19 protein-coding genes are annotated in these 19,698 nt (G+C 27.8%); 4 read left to right on the forward strand and 15 right to left on the reverse strand.

The features are described from left to right. Window positions 1-219 precede the first annotated feature (219 nt). Genes IC758_RS10210 through IC758_RS10220 form a run of 3 tightly spaced genes read right to left on the reverse strand, consistent with a single transcriptional unit; the run spans window position 220 to window position 2,813 of the window. The gene (locus tag IC758_RS10210) at window positions 220-1,020 is read right to left on the reverse strand and encodes an ABC transporter permease (RefSeq protein WP_227860982.1); all 801 of its coding nucleotides are present in this window, start codon (window positions 1,018-1,020) and stop codon (window positions 220-222) included. Further along, the gene (locus IC758_RS10215; protein WP_074014355.1) at window positions 1,010-1,198 is read right to left on the reverse strand and encodes a sulfonate/nitrate/taurine transporter ATP-binding protein; all 189 of its coding nucleotides are present in this window, start codon (window positions 1,196-1,198) and stop codon (window positions 1,010-1,012) included. The genes IC758_RS10210 and IC758_RS10215 overlap by 11 nt, the downstream gene beginning before the upstream one ends. Next, window positions 1,170-2,813, reverse strand: a complete 1,644-nt coding sequence (locus tag IC758_RS10220) for a recombinase family protein (RefSeq protein WP_227482659.1) — start codon at window positions 2,811-2,813, stop codon at window positions 1,170-1,172. Before IC758_RS10220 ends, IC758_RS10215 begins: the two co-directional genes overlap by 29 nt. Window positions 2,814-3,154: 341 nt before the next feature. Between IC758_RS10220 and IC758_RS10225 the strand changes: the two genes are divergently transcribed. Next, window positions 3,155-3,331, forward strand: coding sequence for a hypothetical protein (locus tag IC758_RS10225; protein WP_227437652.1), 177 nt, complete (start codon window positions 3,155-3,157; stop codon window positions 3,329-3,331). A gap of 178 nt (window positions 3,332-3,509) precedes the next feature. On the opposite strand, the gene IC758_RS10230 is transcribed toward IC758_RS10225, so the two are convergent. Together IC758_RS10230 and IC758_RS10235 are read right to left on the reverse strand one after the other, a co-directional pair. Next, window positions 3,510-5,108: a peptide chain release factor 3 gene (locus tag IC758_RS10230; RefSeq protein WP_227437655.1), complete on the reverse strand. Its 1,599-nt coding sequence runs from the start codon at window positions 5,106-5,108 to the stop codon at window positions 3,510-3,512. Window positions 5,109-5,488: 380 nt separating this feature from the next. Next, window positions 5,489-6,088: an ABC transporter ATP-binding protein gene (locus IC758_RS10235; protein ID WP_227482658.1), complete on the reverse strand. Its 600-nt coding sequence runs from the start codon at window positions 6,086-6,088 to the stop codon at window positions 5,489-5,491. A 169-nt stretch (window positions 6,089-6,257) separates the two neighbouring features. Here IC758_RS10235 and IC758_RS10240 point away from each other — a divergent pair, with 169 nt between their 5' ends. Both IC758_RS10240 and IC758_RS10245 read left to right on the forward strand, forming a co-directional pair. After that, window positions 6,258-7,616 carry a hypothetical protein gene (locus tag IC758_RS10240; protein ID WP_227823931.1) on the forward strand — a complete coding sequence of 453 codons (1,359 nt, stop codon included), beginning with the start codon at window positions 6,258-6,260 and terminating at the stop codon, window positions 7,614-7,616. Continuing rightward, window positions 7,609-8,241 (forward strand): OmpA family protein, encoded by a 633-nt coding sequence (locus IC758_RS10245; protein ID WP_227435201.1) that lies wholly within the window; start codon window positions 7,609-7,611, stop codon window positions 8,239-8,241. The genes IC758_RS10240 and IC758_RS10245 overlap by 8 nt, the downstream gene beginning before the upstream one ends. 361 nt (window positions 8,242-8,602) lie before the next feature. On the opposite strand, the gene IC758_RS10250 is transcribed toward IC758_RS10245, so the two are convergent. Beyond that, a complete protein-coding gene (locus IC758_RS10250; RefSeq protein WP_227823932.1) occupies window positions 8,603-10,009 on the reverse strand; it encodes a sensor domain-containing diguanylate cyclase in 1,407 nt (468 codons plus the stop codon). Between the two features lie 449 nt (window positions 10,010-10,458). On the opposite strand from IC758_RS10250, the gene IC758_RS10255 reads away from it, so the two are divergent. After that, entirely contained in the window at window positions 10,459-11,622 is a 1,164-nt protein-coding gene (locus tag IC758_RS10255) for a ComEC/Rec2 family competence protein (RefSeq protein WP_227823933.1), read from the forward strand. Between the two features lie 164 nt (window positions 11,623-11,786). On the opposite strand, the gene lexA is transcribed toward IC758_RS10255, so the two are convergent. The 9 genes from lexA to accB all read right to left on the reverse strand — a co-directional run bounded on the left by lexA (window position 11,787) and on the right by accB (window position 19,493). After that, a complete protein-coding gene (gene lexA, locus IC758_RS10260; protein ID WP_227435195.1) occupies window positions 11,787-12,422 on the reverse strand; it encodes a transcriptional repressor LexA in 636 nt (211 codons plus the stop codon). A gap of 102 nt (window positions 12,423-12,524) precedes the next feature. Then, window positions 12,525-13,652 (reverse strand): tyrosine-type recombinase/integrase, encoded by a 1,128-nt coding sequence (locus IC758_RS10265; protein WP_227482655.1) that lies wholly within the window; start codon window positions 13,650-13,652, stop codon window positions 12,525-12,527. A gap of 328 nt (window positions 13,653-13,980) precedes the next feature. Further along, entirely contained in the window at window positions 13,981-14,826 is an 846-nt protein-coding gene (locus IC758_RS10270) for a hypothetical protein (RefSeq protein ID WP_227823935.1), read from the reverse strand. Window positions 14,827-14,855: 29 nt separating this feature from the next. Beyond that, on the reverse strand, window positions 14,856-15,227 hold the full coding sequence (locus tag IC758_RS10275) for an ACT domain-containing protein (RefSeq protein ID WP_227435185.1): 372 nt from the start codon (window positions 15,225-15,227) through the stop codon (window positions 14,856-14,858). A gap of 153 nt (window positions 15,228-15,380) precedes the next feature. Further along, window positions 15,381-15,641, reverse strand: coding sequence for a stage V sporulation protein S (locus IC758_RS10280; RefSeq protein ID WP_003424039.1), 261 nt, complete (start codon window positions 15,639-15,641; stop codon window positions 15,381-15,383). Window positions 15,642-15,829: 188 nt separating this feature from the next. Beyond that, window positions 15,830-16,774: an acetyl-CoA carboxylase carboxyltransferase subunit alpha gene (locus IC758_RS10285; RefSeq protein WP_227435182.1), complete on the reverse strand. Its 945-nt coding sequence runs from the start codon at window positions 16,772-16,774 to the stop codon at window positions 15,830-15,832. A gap of 20 nt (window positions 16,775-16,794) precedes the next feature. After that, complete coding sequence (gene accD / locus IC758_RS10290) at window positions 16,795-17,649, reverse strand: acetyl-CoA carboxylase, carboxyltransferase subunit beta (protein WP_227435179.1); 855 nt, start codon at window positions 17,647-17,649, stop codon at window positions 16,795-16,797. A 14-nt stretch (window positions 17,650-17,663) separates the two neighbouring features. Then, the gene (accC, locus tag IC758_RS10295; RefSeq protein ID WP_227435176.1) at window positions 17,664-19,025 is read right to left on the reverse strand and encodes an acetyl-CoA carboxylase biotin carboxylase subunit; all 1,362 of its coding nucleotides are present in this window, start codon (window positions 19,023-19,025) and stop codon (window positions 17,664-17,666) included. Between the two features lie 15 nt (window positions 19,026-19,040). Then, complete coding sequence (accB, locus tag IC758_RS10300; protein ID WP_227435173.1) at window positions 19,041-19,493, reverse strand: acetyl-CoA carboxylase biotin carboxyl carrier protein; 453 nt, start codon at window positions 19,491-19,493, stop codon at window positions 19,041-19,043. Window positions 19,494-19,698: the final 205 nt, after the last annotated feature.

Consider the following 19,698-nt stretch of genomic DNA (forward strand, 5'->3'; position numbering starts at 1 on the left):
GATTTATGTAATAAAATCAGTAAATATCTAACTTATTTTACTGATTTTATACACTAAAAACTGTAGGTAAATTTGCTTTATGTTTCTCACAAATATTCCTACAGTTTCACATATTAAAGTTATATAGTTATAATTTTTTAATTGTACAATTCTAGTATTTCTAGAAAACTATCCTATAAATACTAGAATGATTAAAATTTACTAAATAATATTTTTTATTTATCTAGAATTATATATTTTTTCAATAATGTTAACTATAGTATACATTGCCCATGCACAAACAGCTAACACGAATACACCCATCATTACTAAATCTAACTTAAATACTTGACTGCCATAAACTATCAAGTATCCTATTCCATATCTTGATACTAAAAATTCTCCTACTATAACACCTACCCAAGCCATACCAATATTAATCTTAGTTAAGTTTATTAAATTTCCTGTATTTGCGGGTAATATAAGTTTAAATAGGATTTGTGATTTGCTAGCTCCAAAACTCTTTAACATCTTAATTTTTTCTTCATCTATATTCATAAAGTAATTATAGGCCGAAAGTATGGTAACAACAACGGAAATAGTTACAGCTGTTACTACAATTCCTTCTATTCCAGCACCAACCCAAACTATAATTATAGGAGCCAAAGCAGTCTTAGGAAGAGCATTTAAAACTACCAAAAATGGGTCTAATATTTTTGATAATTTTTCTGACCACCAAAGAGCAATAGCTACTAAAATACCTAAAACAGTTCCTATAACAAGACCAAGAACTGTTTCATATACAGATACTCCAATATGTTTAAATAGTTGGCCACTAGATGCATATTGAATAAACAAGTTGTAAATATCACTTGGTTTGCTGAATAGAAAAGTATTTATAACGTTTAAATCAGCTAAAATCTCCCAAATTATAATAAAGCCAATTAAAATTAATAGTTGATAAAATAATACATTTCTTTTTTCTCTTTTTACACCTTTAATATAGTTTATATATCCTTCAGATCTTTTATTAAGCCTCATGTGTATCTAGCTCCTTCCATAAGATGTCGAAATACTTTTGAAAATCGGGAACTTTACGTGTTTTGAGAGGCGTTTTTGTTCCATCCATATTAAGTTCAATATCATAAATATTTTTTATAGTAGCTGGTCTTTTAGATAGTATTGCAACTTTATCTGATATGCTTATTGCTTCTGCCATCGCTACAAAAGTGCGACCTATCAGACAACGAAACTAAGTCATCTATGTCAGCACCCATATAAACAATGCTAAGAGTGTTGCTAGAACTATCCCAAACTATAGAATCAATAATAGTAGACAACAATAACTTCTTATTATCCAAATTAGCATCATCAACCATATTGTTAAACTTTTCTAAATTACTAACAACAATATCTAAATTAACACTGGCATTTTTAATATCAGCATTGTTATCTTCTAAGTTTCTAACCTTAACTTTTAATTCTTCAATTTCACTATTTAAACTTTCAATCTGAGAGATAATATAATTAGAAGCAACACTACCAGTATTTTTAGCAAGTTCTATAACTAAATTACTGATGATTTTTTCTTTATCCTTAATAAAATTCCTAAATAAATTAATCTCACTATTAATACTATTTGATGCATTATCAACTTTAATCTTATTTTCATGAAAAGCATCTATAATAGATTCTACATTACAATTTTTAATTCTTTCAATAACAATAGCTTCAACTAAAGGTCCTTTAAGATTTTTACAATTACAAGCATCAACACCAAGATTCTTTTTAGTACCACATACATAATAATACTTTAATTCTTTATCAGTTCGTTTGCCTTTATAAGTAATTCTCATATTAGAACCACACTTAGAACATTTTAAAATTCCTGATAATAAAGCAACTTTACCAGTAGCAATTCTTGGACTCTTATCACGATTAGCATCAAGTAAACCTTGAACTTCAAGCCAAGTAGTAGAATCTATAATTCCTTTATGTTTAGCAATAGCTGCTATAGGTGTAGATGTATTTTTAGCATAAGTAAGTATTCCACATTCATTATCAGGAGTACCGATAACTTCCATATTATTATTTCTAAGATATTCTACAACAACATCATTAGCTTTTACATAAACAGGACTTCTAAGTATACCAGATAATGAACTAGGGTCAAATTTACCACCACGAGGACCTTTTATTCCATTGTGATAAACATATTTGTATAATTGAGATAAAGATCTAAGTTCTAGATACTTAGCATAAACTATTTTAACAACTTCCATCTCATCATCACTAACTTCTAACTGATACATACTTCTTTCTTTTAGGTTTTCATCTAAGTATTTGATTTTTTTACTGCTAAATCCATGAGGTGTTTTACCACCTAGCCATCTCCCAGTACGAGCAAGTTCATACATATTATCTTTTATACGTTCAGCTATTGTTTCTCTTTCAAGCTGTGCAAATACACTAGATATAAACATCATAGCTCTTCCCATTGGAGTAGAAGTGTCAAATTGCTCTTTGATAGATATAAAAGATATATCTAGTTTATTTAATTTTTCTATTAGAGTAGAGAAGTCAGATACATTTCTTGATATTCTATCCAATCTATAACACACAAGATAATCAAATTTGTTTGCTTTTGCATCTTGCATCATTTTTTTAAACTGAGGTCTATCTATATTACCACCACTAAAGCCTTCATCTTCATATATTAAAAAATCTTTTATACCAACAGATTTAGCATAGTCCATACATAGTTGTATTTGATTTTCTATAGATTCACCTTTGCCCGTAAATTTTGATTTTCTTGAATAAATTGCAGCCTTCATAAGTTTAACCCCCTTAAACTTTGGTATAAATTGACTTGAATAAGTAATATTCTGGTATTCAATTTCATATCACAAAAGAGTAGATGTATTTATCAGTTCACCCCTTATAGTAGTATTTTCAATACGTATAGGTATTAATAGTGTTTTATTATTTACTTATATATAAATATATGATGTAAAGAATACATTAAATGTTAATAATACATTTTTATTGCATCATATGAAAAAATATTGATTTCGTTTTCATAGAGAAAATTTGAGACTTAATTAGTTGTGTCAAGACAAGTCTATAACCTCATAGATTAATATAATAACTCAATTAAGGCATAGGGGGGTTATATATGGATATAAAAGTTGTGGAGATTTTTCCTACAAATCCACTGGAACTAAAAAAAATAGAATCAGCTAAAGCTATATGGTTTGTAAATGCATTAAGAAAAAAGTATCCTGAGGAAGTTTTAGATAAAGCCTTTAAGATACTAGAAGAAGATTTAGAAAAAAGTGAAGCTAAAGCTTAAAATTTTGATAAGGTATACATATGATATAAGAGAGGAAAAACAAATGAGAAAATATTTGGATTCACATATATTTTATGAGACTAATGGCATTAAAAGAGAAGAGTGGTTAGAAAAAAGAAAATCGGAAATCTCCCCCCTACGTTTAAAAATAGACGTAGGGGGCATTAATATTTATTTTTTATAAAGAAGTTTCTCTTAAAACTAAATTTTCATTTCTTTCAATTAGATGTCTAATAGACCATTCATTTTGAAATAACAATACTGGATTGCTATTTTTATCTTCAACTAGTATTGTATCCATTGGTATTGAAAGCTTATCCGATTTGAAAGTATCAGGTTCAATCCAACGTATGTGACGATAAGGTAGTGTATTCATTATCATATCAACACCATATTCTTGTTTTAGACGATATTCTAAAACTTCAAATTGAAGAACTCCAACGACTCCTACAATAAGTTCTTCCATACCAAAATTAGGTTGTTTGTATATCTGTATAGTACCTTCTTCTGATAATTGTGTAAGACCTTTTAAGAACTGTTTTCTTTTAAGAGCATTCTTTGTAGATACTCTTACAAAATGTTCAGGAGCAAATTGTGGTATACCAGTGTATTGTAAATTTGATTTTTTTTCACTTAATGTATCACCAATATTAAATATTCCTGGATCATGTATCCCTATAATGTCCCCTGGATAAGCTGAATCTATTATAACACGGTCTTGGGCTACAAACTGTTGAGGTTGTGAAAGTTTAACCTTTTTATTTCTTTGTACATGAGTTACTGTCATACCTTTTTCAAATTTACCAGAGCAAATTCTTAAAAATGCAATTCTATCTCTATGAGATTTATCCATATTAGCTTGAATTTTAAATATAAATCCTGAGAAGCTATTAGAATTAGGGTCAATATCACCTAAATTACTGCTACGAGGATTTGGTGGAGGTGTTATTTCTAAGAACGATTCTAAAAATGGTTCTACACCAAAGTTGGTAAGGGCACTTCCGAAGAACACAGGCGTCAATTCACCATTTAATACTCCGTCTAAATTAAAATTATCTCCAGCAATATCTAAAAGTTCAATATCCTCTAGTAGTTTTTCATGAAGAGCATCACCTAATAAAGTATTAAATTTTTCATCAGATATATCTCCAGTTGTAGATTTAGCAATAGATTGTCCATGGTTACCATCATCAAATAGTTCAACTTGATTTTTATGACGGTTAAACACACCTTTGAACTCTTTACCAGAACCAATTGGCCAGTTTACTGGACAAGAGCGAATTCCTAGAACATTTTCAATATCTTCAAGTAGTTCAAAGGGATCCTTTCCTTGACGGTCCATTTTATTTATAAAAGTGAAAATTGGTATTCCTCTCATTTTACAAACTTGGAATAATTTCTTTGTCTGATCCTCGACACCTTTAGCAGAGTCAATAACCATTACTGCACAGTCTGCTGCCATAAGAGTCCTATAAGTGTCCTCACTAAAATCTTGATGCCCTGGAGTATCAAGAATATTTATACAAAAGTTGTTATATTCAAATTGAAGAACACTTGATGCAACAGATATACCTCTTTGTTTTTCAATTTCCATCCAGTCAGATACTGCATGTTTTTGAGATCTTCTTGATTTAACTGATCCTGCTTCACGAATGGCACCACCATATAATAGAAACTTTTCAGTTAATGTAGTTTTTCCTGCATCGGGATGGGAAATGATTGCAAAGGTTCTTCTTCTTTTAACTTCATCAATCAAGCTTAAATTTTGTTCTGTCATTTTTTATCATCCTTTATTTTAATTTTACGATTATCCAAATATAAAAAATTATATTTATTAATAGTTTTAAAATGAACATAATTTTCCATATGCTATAAAAAACTACAATCCTATTAATATTATAACTTTATTGCAAAACTGTCAATATGAAAACCTTATGAAAATAGCTTTACTATCTTACTGTATAGCACAAACCCCTTTTTAAGATTAAAAGGACTTTTTTATAATTCCTAGCTCGTTAGAAGCAATAGCACCCTCAACTATTCTACATTTCATACATATTAAGATTGACTATAACAACTTCATATTTATGAGTATTATCATGAAAAATATCTGAGTTAGAATCTAAATGGATGGATTTAAATAAAATAGATTAATTCCTAAAGTTGCACTTTTATAGAAAGTGCATCACCAATATCATGTGTAACTAAAATAGTAGACTTATTTTCATTTTTAATAATACTATAAACATCATCACAAACCAACAGTCTAGTTTGATAGTCAAGAGCTGAAAAAGGTTCATCTAAAAGTAAAACATCTGGATTTACAGAAAGTGTCCTAATAAGAGCAACTCTTTGTCTCATACCACCAGATAATTCTTTAGGATACATACTTCTGAAATCCCATAGTCCATAAGTCTTTAAAAGCTCTTCAACTCTATCTAAAGATTTTTTATCTTTTTTACCTTGAATTTCCAAACCAATAGTTATATTATCCATTATATTTCTCCATTCAAGCAGATTGTCTTTTTGAAACATATATCCAATATTTCCAGTAATCTTTACATCACCACTAGTTGGTTTTAAAAGATTAGTAAGAATATTTAAAATTGTAGATTTTCCGCTTCCAGAAGGACCGAGTAATGTTAGTATTTCACCTTCTTTTAAATTAAAATTGACATCCTTTAATACTTCAAGCTCGCCTTCCTTAGTGTAGAAGTTCATATTGATATTTTTAACTTCTACTATGTTGTCATTCATTATGCCACCCCCTATAACTTTTAGCTCGTATATATTATGTTATTAACATTACAACCTATTTGTACCATTTTTCATAAATATAATATAAATATTTTGTTTATTTACGTATTTTCTTAGTAACTTGTACGTATAAATTATAGATAAATAAATTATAAGGTAGGGGATAAAATTGAGTAACATAATAACTAATTTGATAGAGTCAATATTTACTAATCCAATAACTATATTATTTTTACTTGCAATAACTGTGTATTCTATTTTTAAAATTATGGAAAACAACAAGTTGTATTTGTTTGTAAGTTCAAAACTAGAAGAAATCAACCAAGACTATAAAACGAGTGTATTTTATAGCAAAATAAGGAATGATTACTATACATATAGTAAAGAAAATCCTTATGCTGATGTAAATATAACTTCGTTTGTAGAAGAAGTTGTATCAGATTTAAAATATAATAACTTATCGATATTAGAAAAAATTAGGAGCATAAAAAATTCATCTTCAATAAGTATATTACTTGGAGTTTTAGGTACATTTGTTGGGCTTTCTACAATGCTTTTATGTGTTGATACTAAAGATATTATAAATTCACTTCCTTCGACTATTAGTAGCATGCAAACTGCATTTACAACTAGTATATTTGGAGTGGTGTTTTCTCTAATTATAGGCTATTTTACAAAGATAAAAGACTGTGAACATGTTTTGATACAAATAATGTTAAAAGCTGAGAATCTACTGACTTCTGAGGTAACTCATATTAAATCAGAAAGAATGGATTTAAAAGTAGAGGAGGTAAAAAATACAATAAAACAAATAAGCAAGTCTATAGAAGCTATTGAAAAATTTGATAAAATATCTAAAGACTTAAATGATTTTAATGACGAATTTATTAGTGGAATAGAAGCTTTAAAAAGTCTTTTAGAAGGCTCTCAAAGTTCTATTAAGACATTTGACCAAAGTGTAAGAAAATTAGATAAACAGTTTAATATTTTAAATGTAAAATTTGTAAAACTGTTTGATAAGTATGATAATCAAGATAATATAAATAAGGAAATTTTATTTGATATAAAAGAATCCTCAAAAAATATATATAATTCCACTGAAAGCCAACATAAAATTAAAGATTATATAAGAAATATAAATGCAGGATTTGCTTTATATGAAAGAAGTGCTCAAGATTTGTTAACTAAATTAATGACTCATGAAAACAAAATATCTCAAAATCAAAAAATTCTTTTAGACGAAAAATATACTCTAGACGATTCAATTAAGAATCTTTCAAGTATTATTGAGAACTTTTCTAATGACTTACAAGCCAAACTAGATATAATGTTTGAGAACTCTTTAGACATTCAAGATAAGCTAGATGTTATGTTTAATAACTCCTTCATGCAAGACGAAGTTCCTCTTGATAGTGAAGACTTATTTGAAAGTAATATTGATAGTATATTTAATCCTTTAAGTGAAGAAATTTATGAGATAGAAAAGAAAGAAATAAAGGTCATAGGTGAGGATGAGTTAAATGAATAATAAATATAGAAGAACTGTTAACAGAGAATTTGAAAAGAGTAGTTTCTGGCCAACATTTACAGATTTATTATCCACTGTGTTGATGGTTGTAATTCTTATATTATTTAGTTCAGAAAGTATCTCAGGTTCAGTTGAACAGGATTTAGCTAAAAATGTGAATGCTTCTGTTGAAGATACCTTTAAAAAAAGTGGTATACCTGTGAAAGTGGATAAGGCTAATGGTCAAGTAACTTTTGGTGAAAGGACAATGTTTGATGTAGATAGTGATGTCTTGAAACCAGAGGCTAAAGAGATGTTAAAAATGTTTGTTCCAAAGTACATAGAAACTATTTATAAAGATTATGGCGACTATATATCTAAAATAGTTATAGAAGGCCATACAGACGATGTAGGAAGCTATATCTATAATTTAGATTTATCACAAAGAAGGGCATATAGCGTTGCTAAATTTATAGTAGGAGATGAAATAGGTAATTATAAATATAAAGATAAGGTAACTAAACATATTATTGCAATAGGTAGGTCAAAAGCTGAACTCTTAAAAAACGGAGATAATAGTGTAAATAGAGATGCATCTAGAAGAGTAGAGCTAAAATATGAAATAAATATTAATCAAAATAAATAGTTAAAAAATTATAAAAAAAAAGAAGGCAGTTGGTGTGAGCTTTAAGCCTTCTTTAAGGAAAAAGTTTATTTATTTTTGTTGATATTTAATATATTATAGTTTTTGGAAGAATTTTGCAATATTTTAAACATAAATGGGCGTTTAAAATGCATAACTGGGTACTACTGATGTAAAATAATTCATTTTATATAATATAAAACTTATAAGGTGTCAATTTTCTATGTTATTGCTTTATAAATTATTATTTAAATATTATGTAAAAAAACATCGTAAAAACTCATATCATGTTACAATTAATTAGTAAAAGGGTAATAACTAATTCTAGTTATTACCCTTTTACTGCTGATTAAAAAATTTAGATTTAATCATTTTTTATTAACTGGTAGCCAAAACATATTCCTGAACCGCCAGTTTTTTTAATTTGATACATTGCCTGATCTGCTTTATTAATTAATTCTTCAGCATTATTTCCATCTTCTGGATAGCAAGCTATACCAACACTAGTATTACAATATATAGAACCATTTTTTAAATTCCATGGGTTTTTAAACCTTTCATGTATAAAACTTACTAAATTACGTATGTTATTTTTTGTAATGTCACCACCAATTACAGCAACAAATTCATCTCCACCATTTCTATAAACTGAATTTTTAAGAAGTGGAATTGATGAGAAGAATTCCCCCAATTTTATAAGAAACTCGTCACCAGCATCATGCCCATAATTATCATTAATTACTTTAAAACCATCAATATCGAAAAAGATTACATACCCTTGCTCATCTTCTTTAGCATTGTCAATTCTATTTTTACATTCTTCAATAAGCATTCTTCGGTTTGGAAGACCTGTTAATACATCATAATTTGCCATATATTCAATTAATTCTTCATTCTTTTTATTATCAGTTATATCTGCACTACTAACAAGATGAGCAAGACGACCATCAATCCATCTGAAAGCTGTACTAAATACTCTAAACCATGCTCCATCAAAAGGTCTTTGATAATTCCAGGTATGTACTCCTGTAATGTTGCCGTTTTCATCAATAAGATTTTCTTGTGGGCAAAACTCACAATGAGATGTCTGCCCAGGGAAAAGAACCTGCCAGCATTTCTGACCCAAAAATTGAGATATCCCACCATAAGGTTCAGCCATTGACTTGTTTACATATATAATATCATATGTATAAAAATCAATGACATAAATATCTATGCCTGTATTATTTATTATGCTTTCAAGTGCAGTCTGTGTGAAGAAAACTTTATTTCTATGTATTCTTACACTTAAATACTTTTCAAGTAGTGAAAGGACAATACATAGTGTATTAAGTTCAGAATCAGAAAAATCTATTTTCCTAGATGTAGTATTTAAAAATAAAATAAAGCCATAATTATTAAAATTCTCATCTATCACAGATATTCCAATCAAAGATTCTGCATGAAAAATATTCATAAAATCAATCTCACATGGTTTATAATTTTTATTTTTATTTAAATAAATTATTTTCTGATGAGCTAATTGCTTTTGAAAATCCGATTCAATTTCATATGCATTGAAACTATTACATAATTTTATGTCATTCAAACTGTAATTCTCAGTTAAATTAAAATGATTATATTGGTCTACTTCATATACTAGAGCACATTCAAACGAAAAACTATTACATATAAGTTCAAGCGATTTAGTGACTTTTTTTGTATCTATTTGTTTTCCAACAATTATATCAGCTAATGCTAGAATGAGTGTATAATGTGAATTATCTTTCATTTTTACCTCCTGAGTAAAAATTCTGTCAATAACTCATCCTTTAGCTAGGTTTGAAATGGGAATTTCTTTCCTCAAATATAGGTTATGATAGTTAAACTGACAGTTATCAAAATCTAGAAATATATTTTTATATTACTAAGAATAGCTTATTTAGCTATTTTCTCTTGGTTAATACATATATTATAGTATATTTTTCCAATGGATTAAAGCTTAAAAATCCTTTATTTTGTAATTTATCATCATTACTATTATATTAAATATTATTACTTAAAAATATATAAAAAGTTAATAAATTATATTATTAAAATAAAAAAAGTTGAGATATTATTGTTTTATTATTAATACAAGATAAATTAACTGTATAGGATAAATATTGATATCAAATGGCTAATTATGATAGAATAAGTCGGTAGATGACATAAAGTATTGTGAAAATGGAGGAGTAAGTTATGATAGAAGGTAATATAAAAAACAAAAGAAATTGTAAAATTAAAGCTTTGGTATTTTTATTGATAATTTCTATATCTATTTATTTAACTGGATGTAGTAGTGCAACAGACAGTGAAAATAATCAATCAAATAACCAAGAAACTTTATCTAGTAGTATATCAAATGATAAAAATATAAAAATTCATTTTATTAATACTGGAAATAGTGATGCAATATTAATTCAAGAGGGCAAAACTTTTACGTTGATAGATGGGGGAGATAACGATGATGAGAATTTAATGGTAGACTACCTAAATAATCAAGGGGTAAAAGATATTAAGTATCTTATAGCTACTCATTCTCATGCAGACCATCTAGGGGGACTTGATTCTGTTGTAAAAAATTTCAATATAGAAAATGTTTTTGTATCAAATGGTTCAGCAGAAACAAAGAGTTACAGAGATTTTATAAATGCTTTAGCAAATAAGGATTTATCTCCAAGTGTACCTCTTGAAAATAAAAAGTTTTATCTTGAAGACTCCTATTTTGAAGTTCTAAATACAAATGGAGGAGATACTACTAATGAACAATCACTAGTACTTGCATATACTAATGGTAACGATAAAGCCTTATTTACAGGTGATGCTGAGGAAGGTACAGAAAAAGAAATACTATCAAAACTTGGAGAAGTAGACCTTTTAAAAGTAGCTCATCATGGTTCTCGTAGTAGTTCATCTCAGGCTTTTTTAAATAAAGTAAACCCTGAATATGCAGTAATTTTAGTTGGGAAAGGTAATTCATATGGTCATCCACATGAGGAAACAATGAACAAATTAAAAAAGATGGGTGTAAAAGTACATAGAAGTGACGAATGTTCAGATATAGTATTTGAATCTACAGGTGATGGAGTTTTTACAAGCTGTAAAGATGGAAGTTACAAAAAGGGTGTTAGAGAAGATGGAAACTACGAAAATTTAAATAACAATACAGACAAAAACGAATCCTTAAATAAGGAACAAAATGTATCAAATTCGTCAAAAACAGTGTATTTTACTCCAAAAGGGAAGAGTTATCACTCAACTAAAAATTGTAGTGGGCTTTCAAGAAGTAAAAAAATATTATCAGGTACAATTGCAGAAAGTAAGAAAAATGACCCATGTGATATATGTTATGGAAAGCAATAGTTAAAATATCAATAGCTAAAGTATGAGAAATAATAAATAAAAAGCATTAAATATTATAAAAAAGTAAATGCATATAAAAATAAGCTATTCCAAACAGATAAAATAAAGAAATTAAGATACATTTTATCTATTAAATAGCTTATTTTTTTGATATTCTTTAATAGTTATTTTATAACTCTAAATACACCAGTTACAATACCTACAATTTCAACTTCTGAGTCTTTAAGCATAATTGGTTCCATAAAATCATTTTCTGGTTGAAGTCTTATAGAGTTTCCTTCTTTAAAGAATCTCTTGACCGTCGCAGATTCACCATTTATAAGTGCAACCACTATCTGAGAATTTAAGGCTGTATTTTTTTTGTCTACTACAACGTAATCTTCATCTAAAATTCCTGCATTAATCATACTTTCGCCTTTTACTTTTAATACAAAATTATTACTGCCCTTTACTAAACTGGCAGGGAATGGAATATATTCCTCTATGTTTTGTTGAGCTAAAATGGGTTCTCCAGCTGTTATTTGACCTACTAAAGGAAGTTCTATTATTTCCTGGTTAGCTCCAGAAACATCATTGACTTTACTACGCTCTAAAACTTCAATAGCTCTTGGTTTAGTAGGGTCTTTTCTTATGTATCCCAGTTTTTCAAGTTTATTTAGATGAGAGTGCACAGTTGAAGTAGATCGTAACCCTACAGCAGTACATATTTCTCTTACAGCAGGTGGATAGCCTTTTAATATGATTTGAGATTTTATAAATTCCAGTATTAAAACTTGCTTTTCAGTTAGATCTAAATACATAACATCACTCATTTCCAAACATATTTTGTTTTTATTTCCATACATTTATATTTTTAATTATAACATAATCCATTTATATCTGCAAACATTTGTTCCTGATTTTTAATCATCTTCAATCCATTCAAAATTCTTAACTATATCACGTTTTACATTTTTTTTATGTGCGGCATAAAGTTGAGTAGTCGTGACATTATCATGGTCGAGTAAATTTTGAACATCATATATAGAAAATCCTGTTTGAATCAGAGAAGTTGCAGCAGTTGCTCTTAATTTATGAGGGCTATATCCATTATCTCTAGTTGTATCTAATGGAATAGAGGTATATTTTTTTACAAGTGTTCTTATAGCTTTTGCTGTAATCCTCTTATTTTGAAGAGATAAGAACAATGCATCTTTAACTTCATCATCTAGTAAGTCATCTCTTGTTCTCTCATTTTGTAAATAATCTTTTATTACATGTTCACAAGTATGATTTATAGGCATTAAGACTTCTTTTCCACGTTTTCTATATATTTTAAATTCACCTCTTGAAAAATTAAAAGAGGAGATATTAAGTTCTCTGAGTTCATTTAATCTAAGCCCATATGTAACAAATAGAGCTAATATAGCCTTATCACGTAATCTAGTTTTTTTCCAATAAACTTTTTCTTTTTCAGTAAGACCTTCACCTGTTTCTACTGACTCTAACATTTTTGCAACTTCATCTATTTCAAGACGCTTGATAGCATCTGGTTGTGGTTTAGGTAGCTTTATTGGATTAAATCCATCAGTTATGTTACTATCTATTTGAGAATTTCTATATAAAAATTTAAATAGAGTAGAGATGGATGATTTTTTTCTTGCCAGAGCTCTATTGTTATTTTCAAAAATCAATGTATTTTTCTCTGTATTTTTATAATATCTACTGCAATAATCACCTAAAAATAAGTTTATATCTCTTGATTTTATCATGTTAAAATCACTTTCTGTAATGTCCTTTATACAATCTGCACTTGTTAATTCCTTTGTCTCAATCATGTATAAACAGAAAAACTTTATATCTTCTAAATAAGCAAGTCGTGTAGAGACAGCAACAGAACCTTTTAAATATATAAAATAATCTTTCATAAATGCAGGAAGTTTATTTTCCAAAAGTAGACATTTTTCTATAAGTTCATTTTCTTTGATGACAATATTATCAGGTTTATCAGATTTATTATGTACTTTTATAATTTTCTTATCATTATTCAAATTTAAACCTCCTAAAATTAAAATATGAATATTTGTAAGTTATTTTTATTAATAACAATGTAGCTATGTTAGCATAAATATTTAATTTAATCAATTAATGTATTTTTTAAGAGATTAGTAGTGCTCTAATTGGTTTTTGCACTAACTATTCCCTAAATCCACATTTAAAGACTAGTTGAATTCAAATGCTCTTTTTAAATTTCTCAATATATACTTAATAAGTATTTACTAAAATATATCGAGAAATTTTATGTTTTATTAAACTCTCTTTCAATTTTGAATTTTACTATCTTTTCAATGAAAGTAAAATAGTATAAGATTTAATATCTTAATTAAAATTTTTAAATGGACTTACCAAACTAAAAATATAAGATATTATGAGAGTTACTATTGAAAAAATAACACCTATTGTCATAAAAAAACTTATAAATATATTGTACTTTACTATTAAATTAGAAATATTTAAGCTATTAAGCCCAAATAAGTATATGATTAAACTAATTGCAAATATAATTATAACTATAAAACTCAAACCCTTTAAACTGCTTTTTAAATCGGCACTACTAAGTGACATATGAGTGGAAATTGAATACATTAAAAACATAAATATAAAATATCTTAATGAATATATATCAGGCGTTAACAATATTATTTTTACAAAATTAAAAATATCATCTAAAATAATCTGTGTAAAACCTGCTATATTAAAGTTATTAATCATACTTACATATAACTTTAAATCTATACTTTGTATTATTTTAATATAGCTATCTGGTAATAGTATTCTAAAAAGTAAAATAATTATCATTGTTCCACCTATAATTGGAGCGATTCCTATAAAAAAATTTCCTATACTCTGATAAATATTATCTTTTTTATAGCTATGATTTACATATCCTAATACTCCATCATTTTTACTTTCAATTGGTCTAAAGAATTTTACTGAATTTATTTTATGCATAAAAATCAAACACATTATTAAATGACTCAATTCATGTACAAAAGTTCCTATAGCTCCAGTTACAATGACACCAGTTTTTCCAAAAGATAAAAAGATATATTTATTATTTAAATTTTCTATAATACTAAAAATCAATCCAAATACAATAAATATTCCTATAAAACAAAAGATATTTATTATACTTATTTTAAAAATCTCAACTATATGAATCATAAACTATGACCTCGCATTTAAGTATTCAACTACTCTATCTCATATCCATTACAGTTTAAAATTTTACAAGCATTTTTTATATCTTTTTCTTTGATTAAAATATAATCTGTATCATATGTAGAAATTGCAAATATACTTATTTTATTATCAGCTAATAACCCACTTATCTTAGATAAAATTCCTATAAGTGAAAAATCTAAAGGGCCTAAGATTTTAAGTATTCTCCATTCTTTTTCTGACTTAATATCAGAAGGAATATTGTTATTTGAACATACAATGCTCAATTCATCATCAGTTTTAGTTATAGAGTAAAATTTTTCTGTATCTATCCATGTTGGTATTTTACTGTTATTATTTAATCTACATACTGCATACTCTTCTAAAAATAGTTTTAATTTCATAATATACATCTCCTTCAAACTTATTTGTTTAATTAAGATTATACATTAAAATTTATATAAAATAAAATATATCGAAGTAAAAAAGGTTCACTACAGGACATCATTTCCATAGTCAACCTTTAAAACTTGATTAAATTCTAACAAAAAGATATATTATCTAGGTTCAATTATAAGTTTGATGGCAGTTTTCTTATCACCTTCGATTTCTATATCAGTAAATGCGGGAATACACACTAAGTCCATTCCACTAGGTGCAACAAATCCTCTTGCTATTGCAATTGATTTTATTGCTTGATTTAGAGCTCCAGCTCCTATAGCTTGTATTTCTGCAATACCTCGCTCTCTCAGTACTCCAGCCAAAGCTCCAGCTACAGAATTAGGATTAGATTTTGATGAAACTTTTAGTACTTCCATTTCAACATCTCCTTGTTAATTTGTTAAAGTATCCATTACCTAAAGTACTAAATCACAATTGCCATTTACTAATTACAATCATCATTTAAAGTATACTTTTATAAAAATATACTTCTATAATAGATTTAAGAAAACCTTTATTTTTTAAAACCATTTTATAATGAAAAATCTACAAATTTCTTTATATTCTATAAGCATTTTCCAATATTTCTAAATTTATTATACCTTTGAGACATTATTTCTTCTTTAGGCATATCTTTATAATGATTTAATCTTTCTAAAATATAAGACTTCATTTCCTTTGAAACAGCTTCTACATCTTTTTGTGCACCACCAAGAGGTTCTTTTATAATCTTATCTATTATTTTTAAATCATATAAATCATTACTTGTAAGTTTCATAACATCACAAGCTTCCTTTGCTTTAGATGAATCTTTAAATAAGATACTCGAAAGACCTTCAGGTGAAATTACAGAATAAACTGAGTGTTCTAACATACACACATCATTGCCTACTCCAATTCCTAAAGCTCCTCCACTACCACCTTCACCAATTACAAAGGTAATTACTGGAACAGAAAGTTTACTCATTTCAAGTAAGTTTCTTGCAATAGCTTCTCCTTGTCCTCTTTCTTCTGCCTCTAGACCACAAAATGCTCCTGATGTATCAATAAATGTCACTATCGGTCTGTCAAATTTTTCAGCTTGCTTCATAAGTCTTAACGCTTTTCTATATCCTTCTGGATGAGGCATACCAAAGTTTCTTTTTATATTTTCTTTAGTATCTCTTCCCTTTTGGTGACCAACTATAGTAACATTGAATTTTCCTATTTGCCCTATTCCTCCAACTATAGAAGGGTCATCTTTATAAAGCCTATCTCCATGAAGCTCTAAAAAATTAGAACAAATATGTTCTATGTATTCCAAAGTTGTAGGTCTTTTTATATCTCTACTTAACACTACCTTTTCATATGGTGATAGATGTGAAAAGGCATCTTCTCTAAGCTTTGCTAATTTTTCATTAAGGGAATTTATTTTATCACTTAAATCTATGTTATTTGCCTCAGAAATAGCTATTAATTGTTTGATATCATTTTCCAAGACTTTTATTTTATCATTATTATTTTCAATCAAAACAGTTCCTCCTTTATGCCCTATTTCTTGTGCATAGCAAGAATTTGATACAATACTTCCTTCATTTTTCTTCTATCTACTATCATGTCAATAAAACCTTTTTCAAGTAAAAACTCAGAAGTTTGAAATCCTTCAGGAAGTTTTTGATTTATTGTTTGTTCTATTACTCTTGGTCCTGCAAAACCGATTAATGTATTTGGTTCAGAAATTATAATATCTCCAAGCATAGCAAAACTAGCAGTTACGCCTCCAGTAGTAGGGTCAGTTAAAACTGATATATATGGTAATGACTTTTCTTCAAGCTTAGCAAGTGCCTGAGAAGTCTTTGCCATTTGCATAAGAGATACCATACCTTCTTGCATTCTAGCTCCTCCTGAAGCAGAACAAATAATTATAGGTAAATTGTTTTTGGCAGCATATTCTATTGAGTAAGTTATTTTTTCTCCAACAATAGAACCCATGCTTCCCATCATAAAATCAGGATTCATTACACAAATAACTGTTTTAATTCCATTTAATCTTCCATAACCTGTGACAACAGCTTCTGACTCATTCGTTTTTTCCTTATAAGAGTCTACTTTTTCTTTATATTTAGGAAAGTTTAATGGATTTTGAAATTCTATATCAGAATTAAATTCCATAAAAGTCCCTTTATCAATCAATAAATTTATTCTATTTCGAACTCTTAAACCATAATGTCTTGAGCATTTTGGACATACAAATGAATTTTCTTCTATGTCTTTTCTAAATACATGACTATTACATCCTTTGCAATAAGTCCAAAATTTATCATCTACACTATTCTTTTTAAAGTTGTCATCTAAAGAAATCGTAACATACTTAGATTCTTTTGATGATAAAAATTTTTTTATCATAATCTATTTACTCCTTATAATGTAGCAAATTCTTTCTTCATAAAGACATCTTCTATAAATTTGGTATGATGAGTATCTTTTCTAAACTCTTCACTTGTTACAAGTGCCTTTTGGAATTCTACATTTGTATTAATACCTTCTACAATAATTTCATCTAGAGCTCTATAAATTCTATTTATACATTCTTCTCTAGTCTCAGCCCAACATATTAATTTACCTATCATAGAATCATATAAAGGTGGTATAGTATATCCTGTATATACAAAAGTATCAAATCTAACGCCAAAACCTCCAGGTAAATTTAATGACTCTATTTTACCTGGTGATGGAGCAAAATTATTTGATGAATCTTCAGCATTTATTCTACACTCAATAGCATGACCTCTAAAAACAACATCTTCTTGTTTAAAAGGTATTTCTTCTCCATTAGCTATAGATATTTGAAGTTTTATAAGGTCAAGATTTGTTACCATCTCTGTGACTGGATGTTCAACTTGTATTCTTGTATTCATCTCTATAAAATAAAAGTTTTTATCTTTATCAACTATAAATTCAATAGTACCAGCACCAATATAACCTACACCTTTTACTATATCCACTGCAATTTTATGAAGATTTATTCTTTCTTCATCTGAAAGGTATGGACTTAAAGACTCTTCTATTACTTTTTGATTTCTTCTTTGCATAGAACAATCTCTATCACCTAAATGTATTGCATTTGAATGTTTATCACCAAATACTTGTACTTCTATATGTCTAGGATTTTCTATGAATTTTTCCATATATAAATCGCTATTAGAAAATGCTGCTAAAGCTTCTGAACTTGCCATATCAAAATTTGAAAAAAGCTCTTCTTCCTTTCTAACGATTCTCATACCTTTTCCACCGCCTCCACTTGAGGCTTTTATCATAACAGGATAGCCAATTTCTCTTGCAACTTCTAAAGCTTCTTCCTTAGTTTTTAAAACAGACTCTGAACCAGGAACAACAGGGATATTTAATTCCATCATAGTTTCTCTCGCTCTAGATTTATCTCCCATCAAAATCATTTGTTCTCTTGTTGGACCTATAAAAATAATATTATTCTCTTCACATTGTTTTGCAAATTCAGGGTTTTCTGATAAAAAGCCAAAACCTGGATGAATAGCATCACATTTTAATTTAAGAGCAAGGTATATAATATTTTCTATGTTATTATAACTCTTGCTTATATTGTTTGGCCCTATGCAAATAGATTCATCAGCTATATATCTATGAAAACAATCTTTATCTATTTCAGAATAGATAGCGACAGTTTTTATACCTAGTTCTTTACACGTTCTGATGATTCTAACTGCTATATCACCTCTATTTGCAACTAGTATTTTTTTTATCAACTTAAATACCTCCTACTACAATGGTTTTATCTTAAATAAAGGTTGATTATATTCTACTAGTTCTTCATTATCAACTAATACTTCAATTATTTCACCTTTAATTTCACTTGTTATTTCATTCATTAGCTTCATTGCTTCTAATATACATAAAGTGTCACCTTCTTCAACTACATCGCCAACCTTGACAAAACCTTCTGCATCTGGACTTGGAGAATCATAGAATGTCCCCATCAAAGGAGCTACTACTATTGATAAATTCTCATTAGATACTACAGGTTCCTCGTTTACAAATGGCTTTTCTAAAGAAAGATCTACTACCGATTCTTGTTGTACACTTAAAACAGGTGAGCTTGTAACTTCAGTTTTTTTAGATGCTTCTAATTTAAAATCACTACTTTCAAGCTTTACATATTCTAAGTTAGTTGAGTCTATGACCTTTAATAATTCCTTAATTTCATTGATGTTCATGTTGTTACCCCCTTGTATTATTACCTGGTGCTAATATTATATCACAAAAAGCAAATTTATAAAAGAAAAAGTGCTGACTATAGAATCAACACATTCAGATATATTTTAATTTTAAATTAACAACCAGTAAATTCTTTTGTTTTAATTTTCCATTATTAATATAAATTATAAGTATAAAATGAATAAAATTCAATATATTTTGCAA

The sequence above is a fragment of the Clostridioides sp. ES-W-0016-02 genome (genome assembly GCF_020641035.1).
Classification (GTDB): Bacteria; Bacillota; Clostridia; order Peptostreptococcales; family Peptostreptococcaceae; genus Clostridioides.